The sequence below is a fragment of the Bacillus cereus group sp. MG20 genome (genome assembly GCF_040459885.1).
GTDB lineage: Bacteria > Bacillota > Bacilli > Bacillales > Bacillaceae_G > Bacillus_A > Bacillus_A cereus.
In genome coordinates, this window is the sequence record NZ_JARVHF010000001.1 from 5,158,276 (window position 1) to 5,172,421 (window position 14,146).

Genomic DNA, 14,146 nt, shown 5'->3' on the forward strand with positions numbered 1-14,146 from the left:
AGGAAGAAAGAAAAGGTAAAGAATTTCTAAAGAATTATAAAGGATTATTAAATTTAGGGAAATAATAGAAAAAGTTCAATTTCTTATATGATAAGAAATTGAACTTTTTATTTGTAATATTAACATTTGTATGGAAGTAGTTTTACAGTGAATGTTGTTTTTTCGTCATCACTATATACTTCAATTGTTCCTTTATGCAACTCGACTATACTTTTTGCAATTGCTAATCCAAGTCCAGATCCACCAGTGTTTGTAGAGCGAGATTTCTCAACGCGGTAAAAACGTTCAAAAATATGAGGTAAATCCGTACTAGGAATAGGTTGTCCGTAATTTGTTATATCAATTGTAATCATATTATTGCTTTCATAAGCAGTAAGGTCAATATAGCGACCTTCGCTTCCATAAGCGATAGCGTTTATAATAAGATTTTCAAACACACGCACTAATTTGTCACCATCAGCTAATACCATAAGCTTTTGAGACGGGAAAGAAGGCCGACATTCTATATTAGCTTCTTGAACCTGTATGCGGAATTGAACAGTTAATTGTCCAAGTAACTCTACAATATCAATAGGAACAGAATACAAGCTTAATTCTTTATTTTGAACACGTGTATATTCGAACAAGTCATTCATTAATGCATTAAGACGAGTTACTTTATCGTAAATGACTTGAATATAGTATCGCAATTCCACTTCATCTCTATAATTATCATGATGGATTAAATTTACGTATCCAACTATAGAAGTAAGGGGGGTGCGTAAGTCATGTGATACATTTGTAATAAGTTCACTTTTTGCTTGTTCCGCTTGTCTTTCTTCATCAATTGAGACTTTTAATTGTTCAACAATTTCATTGACCCCGATTGCTAATTCTTCTAGATAATTATGATTTACAATAGAAACTTTATGATTGAAGTTTCCATTTGCAATATAACGAATTTCTTCTATCATTTTTTTTATACAAGTTTCATAATAAAGTTTTTTCTCGTGACGATAAAAAATGTAAAGATAGGATGAAAAAATAGAAAATAAAAACAAATAAGATACAATCATCATCCATAAAGACTCTTTAATCCCTTTATACTTTTCATAACCAAAAATTCGAATGAATTCTTTACCGAGTTCAGTTAGAGTAAGTGAACTCTCAATTACACTCGTAACGAGGCGATAAATAATTAGTTCAGTAATAGGAGTGAGTGTGATAGCTAATAAAAGCCAAAAAATAAGTTTCCATTTAGGAATATCTTTTAATATATCAAATGCTTCATTTCTCAATTTTATAGCCAACTCCCCAAACAGTATGAATCAATTTTTCTCCATTCATTACTGTTTCAAGTTTATCTCGTAAGTTGCTAATATGGACCATTACCGTCTTATTTGAACCATAACCATCTTCATTCCAAACGCGTTCGAAAATTTCTTCTGAACTAAATACTCTTCCTGTATTACTCGCAAGTAAATATAAAATATCGAATTCAATAGAGGTTAGTTTAATATACTCTCCATTTACTTTAACAGTATGATTATGTTTGTGTATTTCAACAGAGCGAATACGAATAATACCATCTTCATTCTTTTGCGAAGTAGCATTTTGGAAATAGGATCTTCGTAATAAAGCTTTCACTCTAGCTACTAATTCTAATGGATTGAATGGTTTGATCATATAATCATCGGCACCTGTCATAAGGCCTAATATTTTATCCATATCTTCTGCTTTTGCACTAAGCATTAGAATTGGTACAGTATTATTTTCACGTACTTCCTGACAAACTTCTAATCCGTTTCGTTTTGGCATCATAATATCCAAAATCATAAGGTCAACTTCATATGTAGAAACCTTTTGCAATGCTTCATCGCCATCATAAGCTTTATAAATGTTATAGCCTTCATTTCGCAAATAAACAGCAAGTAATTCAACAATTTCTTTATCATCATCAATAATTAATATGTTTTTATTCATTGTGTAGTTCCTTTCCTTACAAATCATCAACATTACTATAATATCAAACATTTATGTACTTGTAGCGATGATTCTGTATAAAATTTCATGTAACGTATTAAAAAGGAGTAAAAAGATTAATATCGAATATAAAATAAAAAGGATATTTAGATTCTACATTATAATGGAAGTTAGTTATAAGGGGGATTTTCTATGTTATGTAATGATATATATTTATTTACTCCAACTGGAAAAATAGACAATGATATTAAAGCTTTTCTACTAAAATATAATAAAGAGTTTACATATAAACATTCAATTCGTGTGGCAAATGAGGCAAAAAAGATTGCAGAAAAGTTTCACGTAGATAAAGAAAAAGCAGCAATTGCAGGATATTTACATGATATTAGTGGAATTTTTCCGAACGAGGAGCGGATTGCAGTTGCTGAAGAATTTGGGGTAGAAATAGTGGAAGCAGAAAGAAAATTTCCTATGATTATTCATCAAAAATTATCGAGAGTAATCGCAAAAGAAATATTTAAAGTAGAAGATGAAGAAATTTTAAATGCAATTTGTTGCCATACAACGTTGCGTAAACATGCAACGAAAATGGATTTAGTATTATTTGTTGCAGATAAAATAGAATGGGATCAAAAGGGGACACCACCATATTTAATAGAAATAAAAAAAGGATTGGAAAAATCTTTGGAAAAAGCAGCTTTTGTATATATTTCATATTTGTGGGAAAGGAAAGATACATTGAAAGTTATACACCCGTGGCTAGAAGAAGCATATTGGGATTTAAAAAGAATTGTACAGTAGAAAGGACAAGGAAATGCAATTAAAAGAATATATGAATCAAGCATTTCCAGGAGTTACATTAGGACCCTACTTATTATCTCAGTGGGAAAATCATTTACATTTTGATTTCGGAAAAGATAAAAATCAAATTGTAAAAGGAACCGACGATTTAAATATGGAATACTTTTCTCAACTATATACATATAATAAATTCTTATTTGAAGACATATTTTCAAAAGAAGATGTAGTATTTGTAGTGACAAATGTTTATAGATTTAAAAAGGAAAACATAAAAACTCCACAGAAAATAAATGTATACAATAAATATATTAAGAAAAGAGATTTAAGATTTCATATAAGACAAGAAACATTACCGTTTCTATTTGAAGATGAAGAAGCAGATTTATCCCGCATTAACGGGCAGTAAGACCCCCACCTCAAAATTCAGCGAAAGCAAAGAAGGTAGGTGGGAATCAACTGCCCCTAAAAGCCCGATTGGTTCAACTAATAATCAGTGGGGATGAACAAAACCCCCACTGATTAAAGTTTCACTTTATATTGTACATATCATTTTTCTTTAAAATGTCTTGCGAAGATATTAAGTATGAATTGCTTATACAAGCTGCTAATCACGAGGATTTCTCTGCTCTGTATCCTCGATTTGGACGAAAAAAAGAAATTTCTTATCCAGATGTATTTCTCATAAATGAAACGAAAGATATTGTCATGTTTATGTATGATGATAGAGGATGTGAAGTAATTGCGAAGAATAAAGAAATAATACGAGATTTATATAAGAAATACAAAGAATGGATTCCAGATTATGAACGAGAAAGTATAGATAACTTATTTAAATGACAATAGGGGAAGTGAAGCGTGTAATGAAACGTATTGCAATTGTATCTGCATGGGAACCAGAACTGACGTATTTGCATCAACATTATCCGAGTGAACGTGTTGAAAAAAGAGCAGCTTGGGAATTTCATTTTCATACTATTAATGAGCTGGAAATTATATCAGTTGTTACTGGTGTCGGTAAAGTAAGCTGCGCTAGTTGTGTACAATTGTTAATTAGTGAGTTTCAGCCAGATGAGTTGTTTATGACAGGAATATGCGGAAGTTTATCAAACAAGGTGCAAAACGGTCATATTGTAGTGGCACTAAGCGCAATACAACACGATGTTACTGCTGCTGGTTCAGGGGAAGATGTTTTTAATTTATATAACGGTAGAACAGCACCTATTGAAACAACAAAATCACTTGTAAGAAGAATAAAAAAAATACGATCGTATGATCCGATACATTTCGGCACATTTTTATCAGGAGATCAACGTATTCGTAGTTCGGAAATGAGATATTTACTCCATACCGTATATGGAGCATTGGCAGTTGATCAAGAAGTAGCAGCTTTCGCCTATGTGTGTCAAATAAATAAAAAACCATTTCTATGTTTAAAAGCTGCTTCAGATCAGGCTAATGATAAAACGAAAGAGGAACAAAAAATCTTTAAAATGCTAGCATGTGAAAGAGCATGTGAGCATTTAATTGCTTTTTTACGTGTTTATGAGATTAATGTAGTAAATAATAGATAGTTAGAGGGTTTTAAGCTTGGAAACTACAAATAAAATAGCTATTTTGGGTGCGAATGGAAAAGTCGGGAAATTCCTCATAAATGAAGCGGTAGAACAGGGATTTCAAGTGAAAATATTAACGAGAAATTCTAAAAATATGCCGATAAATAATGAGAATATAGAGGTTATCATTGGAGATGCCCGTGATTTTTCTTCAATCCAGGAATTACTTCAAGGTTGTAGAGCTGTGATTAATGCTGTCGGTCAACCGAAAAATGAATCTTATATTTTTAGTACAGTTACAAAGCATATTTTAAAAGTAATGAAGGAATATGAAATAAAACGTTATATTCTTATTTCTGGTGGCTCTATAAATGTTGTTGGAGATCAGAAAGGGATTGTAAATAAAATGGGGGCTAACTTGTTTAAATTATTTTTACCAAAAATGATGCAAGATAAATATAAAGAGTTACAAATTCTCCAAAGTAGTGATGTAGATTGGACGGTTGTTAGATTACCATTTGTTATAGAGGGGAATGGTATAGGAAATATAAAAGAGAGTTTAGTGGATATGCCAGGAATTAAAATTCAAAATGGAGATATTGCACTGTTTGTTATAAAACAAATTAATAGTAAGTTATATGTAGGGAAATGTCCGTTCATTTCAAATTAAGAGCTGAATTTATAATAGATGGAATATATTATATGGGTACATGTTGAGGTTATTACAAGCAATTGGAGGGCAATTTTATATGATTCAATATAAAAGGTGTAGTGAAGTGAATATTGATTTAGTATATGAAGCTTTTAAAGATGGATTTTCCGATTATATTATTAAGATGGAGGTTTCAAAAGAGGATTTTATACAACGTTTTTTGGGACCAGAAGGTAATTTGCTAGAACATTCTTTTCTTGCTTTAGACGGTGACAAATCTGTTGGCGTAATACTAGGTGGTATAAAGGATTATGAAAGTATAAAGACTATGCGCTGTGGAACATTAGCGGTTCATCCTAATTACCGCGGTATTGGTGTGAGTCAAAAATTATTTGAACTGCATAAAGAAGAGGCGATTCAACATGGATGTAAGCAACTTTTTCTCGAAGTCATTGTAGGAAACGACCGAGCGATTCATTTTTATAATAAGTTGGGCTATGAAAAAGTTTACGATCTTTCTTATTATAATTTAAATGATTTGACTAAAATAATGAATAAAGATTGTAAGGATATTGAAGTAAAACAATTAGAATTTCCAACTTTTAAAGATGAAATTCAGAAATGGTTAAACTTCCATATAAATTGGCAAAATGATGTTGATTATATCGAAAAAACAAATAATGTATTTTATGGTGCATATGTCACTAATGACTTAAAAGGCTCTCTATGTGTAAATGAACAAGGTAAAATTAGTTTTATTTTCGTAGATAAAGATTATAGAAATATTGGTGTTGGGATGAAATTATTAGAAGTAGCAAGAGAAGAATTACATTTATCAAGTTTATCAATTGGGTTTCCTAACAATAATTTACTGGAGGGTTTTTTAAAGAAATGTAGATTTGAAAAGAATTCTTTAGCACAATATGAAATGTATTTATTACTCTAAGAGCGGAAAGATTTATTCTTTTCGCTTTTTATTTTGCTGTTATGTTGGTAAATGCTCCGTAACTATAATTTATAATGCGAGGGAGTTTGTTTATCCTTAAGTTATTTTTTAATTGTCAATTTCATACTAATAATTTTCTTTGTATAATATTCTAATTTTATGTAGAATAGATACGATGGGAGGGGATGAAATGAATAATGGATTAAAGTTTAAGATTTTTGAATTGCATTGTCTCGTTCAAAAGACTTATTCTGATATTAAAATGGCATGTGATATTGCTATTTATCAAGAAAATACTTCTAAATATTTAATTTCATTAGGATTTTTAAATAAATCATATATGACTTATATAGAAGCAAAAAGATTCTATCGCGAAAATGAAGAGCTTGTAAGTGTAGAATTTGATAATTTCTTTGATATGTATGATAAATTAGAAAACGAATTAAAACAAGTTATTTCAACTGAAGATAAAAATCCTTCATCGCTACATAGCAGACTTGATCAGTTTCAGCAGAAAGTTGAAAATATAAATGACCTAATAAAAGTATTGCAAAATGCTCGTTAATGAATGCTTTTTTCTTTTTGTATAGAAATTATGTATTAAAAACATTTTAGGGATATTACATATTGAAGAGGTGGCTTTTGTAGATTACAAAAGTCATCTTTTTATGTTAGGAATAGATTGTATACATTTTAGCAGTTTCATATAAATAATAGAAATTTATACGAGGTAAATATCATGGGAAATAAAAAAGAAATAGCTATAGTTGCATTAACAACAGGATTCGTCTTAACAAGTGTAACATCATATGGAGTAGGTCATGCAGAGGAACCTGGTCAAATGCAAGTTGAAATTCAAGAGGATTCGTTCCGTACAGGTGATCTTACACAACCATCAAAAAAGGCACCAGAGAATGTAGTGAAAGATGCACTTAAGGAAAATACGGAGCATGCTTTGTCTCCAAAACAAGTTAGTGCAGAAACAGGAGTAGATTACAAGGTTCTTCAAAAACGTGGTTCTTATGATGGAACTACACTTGTGCGCATGCAACAAATTTATGAAGGAAAAGAAGTATATGGCCACCAGTTGACTGCTCACGTAGATAAAAAAGGTATTATTAAAAGCATTTCAGGAGCTAGCGCACAAAATTTAACACAAGAAGATTTAAAGAAACCTATTAATTTATCAAAAGAAGAAGCAAAACAATATATTTATAAAAAGTACGGAAACGATACTAAATTTATTTCAGAGCCAGAAGTTAAGGCAGTTATTTTTGTTGATGAAAATCATGGGCAGGCTAGCAACGCATATCAAGTTACATTTGCTGCTACAACACCAAATTATGTATCTGGAACTTATTTAGTGAATGCTCATAATGGTGATATGTTAAAAGATATGGTACAAGAATCAAGTTTGAAAATAAGTGAAGAGTATGTTGAATCCGTTAAGGAAAATAAAACTAACAATTTCACATCATTAACTGGAACAGGAAACGATGATTTAGGCGTAACTCGTACATTTGGTATTTCTAAACAGACTAATGGGAATTATGCGCTTGCTGATTACACAAGAGGACAAGGAATTGAGACATATGATGTAAATTATAGAGATATTACAAATGAAGAAAGTTATTATCCTGGTATACTAGCAACTAGCGTTTCAACAACATTTAATGATCCAAAGGCGGTAAGCGCTCATTTCTTAGCAACAAAGGTATACGATTTTTATAAAGAAAAATATAAGCGTAATAGTTTTGATAATAAAGGAAAAAAAGTAGTTTCAGTTGTACATGCATGGGATTCTGGAGGAACAAATGATCCTGAAAATTGGGAGAATGCATTTAGTACTAATATTAATAACATTAGTATGCTTTTATATGGAGATCCTATGGTAAAAGCATTCGATATAGCGGGTCATGAATTTACACATGCAGTTACATCAAGCGAATCTAACCTTGAATTTTCAGGAGAATCTGGGGCGATTAACGAGGCATTATCTGATATTATGGGAACGGCTATAGAGAAATACATAAATAATGGGGAATTTAACTGGACAATAGGAGAACAAACTGGATCGACTTTTCGTAATATGAAAAATCCAACTGCAATTAATTTTTCAGAAGGACTACCGTATCCTGATGATTATAGTAAATATAATGATTTAAATGGAGAGGATTATGGAGGCGTTCATTTTAACTCAAGTATTATTAATAAAGTTGCGTATTTAATTGCACAAGGTGGTACTCATAACGGTGTAAATGTAAATGGTATTGGTGAAGATAAAATGTTTGATATTTTCTATTATGCAAATACTGATGAATTAAACATGACTTCTAATTTCTCTGAATTGAGATTGGCATGCCTTACAGTTGCAACTAATAAATATGGAACGAACTCAATTGAAGTTCAAGCAATCCAAAATGCTTTTGATGCGGCAAAAATTACAGGAACAGTGAAAGAAAACGAAAAAACAGTAGAAAACCAAGCTCCAGAGTTAACTGTACCGATTACCATTACACTACGTGTAGGAGATACGTTTGATCCAATGAGAAATGTAAAAGCTGTTGATAAGGAAGATGGTGATTTAACAAATAAAGTAAAGCATAAAGGCGATGTAGATACTTCAAAATCAGGTACATACATTATGGAATACATGGTTGTTGATTCTCAAGGGCGGAATGCAACGGCAACACAGACTGTAATTGTAGAGAAAAATGGAGAAACATCAGATTTAGAACCTGAATTAACAGTGCCTGTTAGAGCGACAATTCATGTAGGAGATTCATTTGTTCCAATGGCAGAAGTATTAGCTATCGATAAAGAAGACGGTGATCTCACTTCTAAAATCAAAGTTGATGGTGAAGTAGATACATCTAAAGCCGGTACTTACATATTAACGTACACGGTTACAGATTCTAACGGTCATGAAGTAACGGCAAAGCAAACTGTAACGGTCAAAGTTAGAGAAGAAGTTAAAAATGATAAACCAATACTAAAAGTACCTGCTACAACTTCAATTACTGAGGGTGATCAATTTGATCCGTTGGTAGGAGTATCAGCTACTGACAAAGAAGACGGTGACCTTACTTCTAAAGTAGCGTATGAAGGAACTATAGATGCAACTAAAGCTGGTACTTATGAAATAATATATAGTGTAAGAGATTCCGAGGGTAATGAGGTAAATACAATACAAAAAGTATTAGTGAAAGATAAAGAAACTAGCAAACCTAATGGTCTTGCTAATAAGACAAATAACAATAATATCTCAAATAACAGTAATACCGATAAAAAAGAATATACATATAAGGAGCTGCCAAAGACGGGTGTAAGTACAACTAACAGTGCAGCAATCGGCATATTGATGATTATTGCAGGTACAGTACTCACTTTGATTCGCAAATTTAGAAAGATACAAAAATAATAGTAGGGATTATTCGTTTGAAGAAAAGAGTTGAGTATTCAAAAGAAATAAAGTAGAAAGTAAATAAAACGAAATATGGATTTTTTACTTATTAAGATTTTAATAGTTAAGCGGTACATTTGGCTTTTATAAAAATTGCAGTTGGATACTATTCTGTCTACAGAACTATATTACATATAAAACACGTTACTATTCTCATTAAAATAAAAGAATAGTAACGTGTTTTTTGATTTGAAAATAGCATAAATCCTATAGCTCATGAATATAGGAGTACTTCTAATTTGCCATTGATAAGTTACTGAAAACACTTTGTTTTAATGGAAGTGTCACTCTAAATGACAACATGAGATTTTCGGTATTTACCAGGTGTTTCATTGGTGAATTTTTTAAAAATTTTAGTGAAATAACTTTGATCGCTAAAATTAAGCGAAGCGCATATGTCTGATAAGGGATAGGTGGTGAAAGTTAATAATTTCTTTGCTTCTTCGATTCGTTCACGTTGAATGTACTCAATTAATGAAATACCGACTTCTTTTTTAAATAATATAGATAAATAATCTGAATTCACATTTGCAAATTTAGCAAGTTTTTTAACGGATATTGGATTGTAAATGTTTTTAAAAATGTAGTTTTTGCAAATAGCAATAGTCTGTGAATGTTGCTGTGTTTTTTGTGCCTTTACACGGTCTGCAAAGGTACAAAAAGCATTTTTTAATAAATCCCAAACAGATTCTTTGTCTTTTAAATCTTCTGTTCTTTGAATATGTAAATCATAAATTTTGTAAGCAATCCCAGATGGAAGTCCCCCTTTTATCGCATATCTAGTAGCGAGCGTGATGGATGAAATACAAATGTTTTTATGACGTCTTAATTGATGGAATGAAGATAAAGATGAAAGAGTCTCTTGTTGGAATTCGTAATAATATTTGAGTACGGTTTCTTTATCCCCGTTTTCTATAGAACCAAGCAGTTGCTGCTCTATATATAAATTATGATAAACGGATTCGTCTTTTTGCATTGAAATATATACATCTTCGTTTAAGATTCTGCTATGACTTATATGAAGTGAGTCACTGTTATTTGAAAAGGTGCTTACATCTGAAATTTTTTTATAGAAAATGTTATAGAACAATATTGCCATATTTACAAAGAAATTTTGATCTTTGACTGACAATGAAAAATAATGGTTTCTTGTTCTTTTATAATTTGGAATGAAATTAAGGTTACTATCCGTTTTACTTGTAGAAAAATTTACATGTGCCAAGGGCCCAATAATAACAGTACCGTTCACCATATAATCGCTCTTTATGTGAATTAAAATAAAGTGCCCTAGATGTTCGTGAGTTCTGAAGATGGGGGAATTATATGTATCATTTCTCTGAAAAAGCACATGTAACTGTTCTATTTTTGATGTATACAACGAGTGTGAATCATTTTTTGATGTGAATTCTAAAAGAATATTTTTGTTACAATCTAAAAAACAAACTGGAATTTCAAAAGATTGGAAAAACATATTGCAAATGTACTCTATCTCAACTAGACTGAGCTTTTTAGTCATATTCTTCCTCCTTACAGTTATGCGTAATAGTTAAATAAACATATATTCCTTTTTTCATAAGTAGAAACGGAAAATCTTTATTAATAAAAAATATAAATAAAAGTTATAAACTTCTAAGAATAATACCATAATTTAACATGAATAGCACATATTATTTGAATATACAGGTAATAGTTTTGGACAGTAGCGTAAAATATGAATCGTCACACTTATTTGTTGGTTATTACTTATATGTATTAAAAATGATTAAGGTTGGATTTTAAATAGGGATAGGAAGTGAGAAATTAATAGATTGACAGTAAGTGACTAGTCGAAATTAGCAGTGAAAGCTATTATGTAACAAATGTAATGATTTTTGAAGTAGAGATATAAGTGTAATTTAGGGGAGAAAATTATATATATCATGTGGAGAGACAACGTAATAATAGAAGATAAGAAAAGTGAATAAGTGATTGTAAACAATGGATTGTTGGACGACTATGTTTTATGTTATTCGTTTAAATCTGATACTTGGCACACTATTGCTTTTAAGAAGGTAATAGTAATAAAGAGATTTTTAAAATGATAGAAGTAGTAAAGGGGATAAGAGAAATGAAAAAAATATTTAGTGTGCTTTTAGTGTTATTCTTAACATTTTCTACATGGTCTAGTGTATTAGTAAAGGCAGATTCACCATCTAAAGGTACTTTAACGATTCATAAGTATGAACAAGAAAAAGATGGAGCGCAGGGACTAGAAGGTGACGGTTCTGCAAATCAAGAGGTGCCAAAAGATGCGAAACCATTAAAAGGTGTAACGTTTGAAGTGAAAAAGGTTGCGTCTTTTGAGAATATTTCAAACGATGGGAAAATCGTGAAAGAAGATGTGAAACCTGTAATGGGAGCAACTCCAACGCAAGTAGTAACAGATGATAACGGACAAGCTGTATTAAAAGATCTTCCGCTAGGACGTTATGAGGTGAAAGAAGTGGCAGGACCTCCACATGTTAATCTAAATCCCAATACGTATACAGTGGATATCCCATTAACGAATAAAGAGGGTAAGGTGCTAAACTATGATGTTCACATGTATCCTAAAAATGAGGTTAAACGTGGTGCAGTGGATTTAATAAAAACTGGTGTAAATGAAAAAGCATTAGCAGGTGCAGTATTCTCTTTATTTAAAAAAGACGGTACAGAAGTGAAAAAAGAGTTAGTAACAGATGCTAATGGTCATATTCGCGTGCAAGGATTGGTGTATGGAGAATACTATTTCCAAGAAACAAAAGCTCCGAAAGGCTATGTAATAGATCCAACTAAACGTGAGTTTTTTGTTAAGAACTCCGGAACAATTAATGAAGATGGAACTATTACTTCTGGTACAGTAGTTAAATTAGAAGTGAAAAACTATGAAGAACCAATAATTGATAAAAAGATTAACGGAAAATTGGAAGCGTTACCAATCAATCCGTTAACTAATTATAATTATGATATTAAAATATTAATTCCAGAAGACATTAAGGAATACAAAAAATATGTGGTAACAGATACTTTGGATAATCGTTTAGTGATTCAAGGAAAGCCAATCGTGAAAATTGATGGAGCAGAAGTAAATGCAAGCATTGTAGAGGTAGCTATAGAAGGTCAAAAAGTAACAGCTACAGTAAAAGATTTCACAAAATTAGATGGTAAAAAAGAATTTCATTTGCAAATTAAATCTCAAGTAAAAGAAGGAGTACCATCTGGTTCGGAAATTTTAAATACAGCAAAAATTGATTTTACAAATAAAAATGACGTAATTGGAGAAAAGGAATCTAAACCTGTAGTTGTTGTTCCGACAACTGGAATAATTGAGTTAACAAAAATTGATGGTGCTAATAAGAATAAATTAAAAGGTGCAGAGTTTGTACTTAAAGATAAAAATGGAAAAATAGTTGTTGTAGCAGGAAAAGAAGTAACAGGTGTATCAGATGAAAATGGTGTTATTAAATGGTCTAACATTCCATATGGAGACTATCAAATTTTTGAAACGAAAGCACCAACATATACAAAAGAAGATGGTACAAAAGCTTCTTATCAATTATTAAAAGATCCCATTGATGTAAAGATTAGCGAAAATAATCAAACGGTTAAATTAACGATTGAAAATAATAAAAGTGGATGGGTTCTTCCGGTAACGGGTGGCATAGGAACGACTCTTTTTACTGTAATAGGCCTTACGTTAATGGTTACAGCGGCATTTGTTTTCTTTAGAAAAAAGTTTGCTAATAATTAAGATTTTAGGAACATGTAACTATGGGAAAAGGGGAGAAGCAAAATGCTTCCCTCTTTTCGATATTTAAGCATATACAGAGGTGGAAATATGAAACGAAATCTTGTTTTGGGAGGTATTTTTTTATTTGGATTAGGTGTTTTTTTATATCCTACTATTAGTAATTGGTTGGCGACTCGTGCACATTATTCTGAGATTAGCTCTTACGATAAGAAGATCAAAGCGCTACAAAAGAAAGAAGTCGAACGTAGGGAAAAAGAAGCAGCCGAATATAATAAACAAGTTCACACTTCCACGAAAACATTTACTGATCCATTTTCTGAAAAAAAAAGTAATCATCAAGCATATGCTGATGCGTTAAATTTAGGAGATGTAATGGGGTATATTGAAATATCGAAAATCAATATAAAACTGCCAATCTATCAAGGGACATCTGAGGAAGTATTGAGCCGCGGGATAGGTCATTTAGATTTTTCTTCGCTCCCGATAGGTGGAGAAAATACGCACACTATTTTAACAGGGCATCGTGGTTTACCATCAGCAAAATTATTTACAGATTTAGATAAGTTGAGTGAAGGAGATCTTTTTTATATTCATTCTTTAGACAAAGTTCTTGCTTATAAAGTAGATCAAATTAAAGTAGTGTTACCACACGAAACGGACGATCTACAAATTGTAGAAAATAAAGATTATACAACTTTAATTACGTGTACGCCTTATGGAGTAAACACCAATAGATTGCTAGTTCGAGGTGTGCGTGTGGAGTTAAACGAGAAAGAAAAACAAAAAGTGAGTACAGAGATATTTATATTTAATAAGTGGACTGTAATAGTTCCAATCCTATTGTTATGTGTGTTTCTAGTCGTAATTTATAAGAAAAGGTTAACTCGATAGAATGTATTTATTTATCCTGCATTAATGGACATTGGGACCGGAAATTCAGAGATAAGTAAAGAAGGTATATAGGGAATGAAGTAAATCCTCATTGATAAACATGTCATTT

Annotated in this window: 11 protein-coding genes and 2 pseudogenes; 10 read left to right on the forward strand and 3 right to left on the reverse strand. The window is 31.2% G+C overall.

Going from position 1 to position 14,146, the window contains the following annotated elements; all coding sequences use genetic code 11:
- Positions 1-119: 119 nt before the first annotated feature.
- A complete protein-coding gene (locus tag QCI81_RS26395; protein ID WP_001243312.1) occupies positions 120-1,277 on the reverse strand; it encodes a sensor histidine kinase in 1,158 nt (385 codons plus the stop codon).
- Positions 1,267-1,962: a response regulator transcription factor gene (locus tag QCI81_RS26400; RefSeq protein WP_071730589.1), complete on the reverse strand. Its 696-nt coding sequence runs from the start codon at positions 1,960-1,962 to the stop codon at positions 1,267-1,269. The genes QCI81_RS26395 and QCI81_RS26400 overlap by 11 nt, the downstream gene beginning before the upstream one ends.
- Positions 1,963-2,154: 192 nt before the next feature.
- Between QCI81_RS26400 and yqeK the strand changes: the two genes are divergently transcribed.
- The 8 genes and pseudogenes from yqeK (at position 2,155) to QCI81_RS26440 (ending at position 9,335) form a co-directional block, all read left to right on the forward strand.
- A complete protein-coding gene (yqeK, locus tag QCI81_RS26405) occupies positions 2,155-2,763 on the forward strand; it encodes a bis(5'-nucleosyl)-tetraphosphatase (symmetrical) YqeK (protein WP_071730587.1) in 609 nt (202 codons plus the stop codon).
- A 13-nt stretch (positions 2,764-2,776) separates the two neighbouring features.
- A pseudogene (locus tag QCI81_RS26410) lies at positions 2,777-3,145 on the forward strand (DUF3885 domain-containing protein); the annotation flags it as partial.
- Between the two features lie 150 nt (positions 3,146-3,295).
- A pseudogene (locus QCI81_RS26415) lies at positions 3,296-3,600 on the forward strand (DUF3885 domain-containing protein); the annotation flags it as partial.
- Positions 3,597-4,334 (forward strand): phosphorylase family protein, encoded by a 738-nt coding sequence (locus QCI81_RS26420; RefSeq protein ID WP_002101023.1) that lies wholly within the window; start codon positions 3,597-3,599, stop codon positions 4,332-4,334. The pseudogene QCI81_RS26415 and the gene QCI81_RS26420, both read left to right, overlap by 4 nt.
- Before the next feature lie 16 nt (positions 4,335-4,350).
- On the forward strand, positions 4,351-4,986 hold the full coding sequence (locus QCI81_RS26425) for an SDR family oxidoreductase (protein ID WP_071730585.1): 636 nt from the start codon (positions 4,351-4,353) through the stop codon (positions 4,984-4,986).
- Positions 4,987-5,065: 79 nt separating this feature from the next.
- Positions 5,066-5,914, forward strand: a complete 849-nt coding sequence (locus QCI81_RS26430) for a GNAT family N-acetyltransferase (protein WP_071730584.1) — start codon at positions 5,066-5,068, stop codon at positions 5,912-5,914.
- A 190-nt stretch (positions 5,915-6,104) separates the two neighbouring features.
- On the forward strand, positions 6,105-6,479 hold the full coding sequence (locus QCI81_RS26435; protein WP_001059026.1) for a hypothetical protein: 375 nt from the start codon (positions 6,105-6,107) through the stop codon (positions 6,477-6,479).
- Positions 6,480-6,653: 174 nt separating this feature from the next.
- Entirely contained in the window at positions 6,654-9,335 is a 2,682-nt protein-coding gene (locus tag QCI81_RS26440) for a M4 family metallopeptidase (RefSeq protein WP_071730582.1), read from the forward strand.
- 331 nt (positions 9,336-9,666) lie between these two features.
- On the opposite strand, the gene QCI81_RS26445 is transcribed toward QCI81_RS26440, so the two are convergent.
- A complete protein-coding gene (locus QCI81_RS26445; RefSeq protein ID WP_071730581.1) occupies positions 9,667-10,893 on the reverse strand; it encodes an AraC family transcriptional regulator in 1,227 nt (408 codons plus the stop codon).
- A 591-nt stretch (positions 10,894-11,484) separates the two neighbouring features.
- Between QCI81_RS26445 and QCI81_RS26450 the strand changes: the two genes are divergently transcribed.
- Together QCI81_RS26450 and QCI81_RS26455 are read left to right on the forward strand one after the other, a co-directional pair.
- A complete protein-coding gene (locus QCI81_RS26450; protein ID WP_081366300.1) occupies positions 11,485-13,146 on the forward strand; it encodes a SpaA isopeptide-forming pilin-related protein in 1,662 nt (553 codons plus the stop codon).
- Positions 13,147-13,233: 87 nt separating this feature from the next.
- Complete coding sequence (locus QCI81_RS26455; RefSeq protein ID WP_075719284.1) at positions 13,234-14,037, forward strand: class C sortase; 804 nt, start codon at positions 13,234-13,236, stop codon at positions 14,035-14,037.
- The last annotated feature ends 109 nt before the right edge of the window (positions 14,038-14,146 follow it).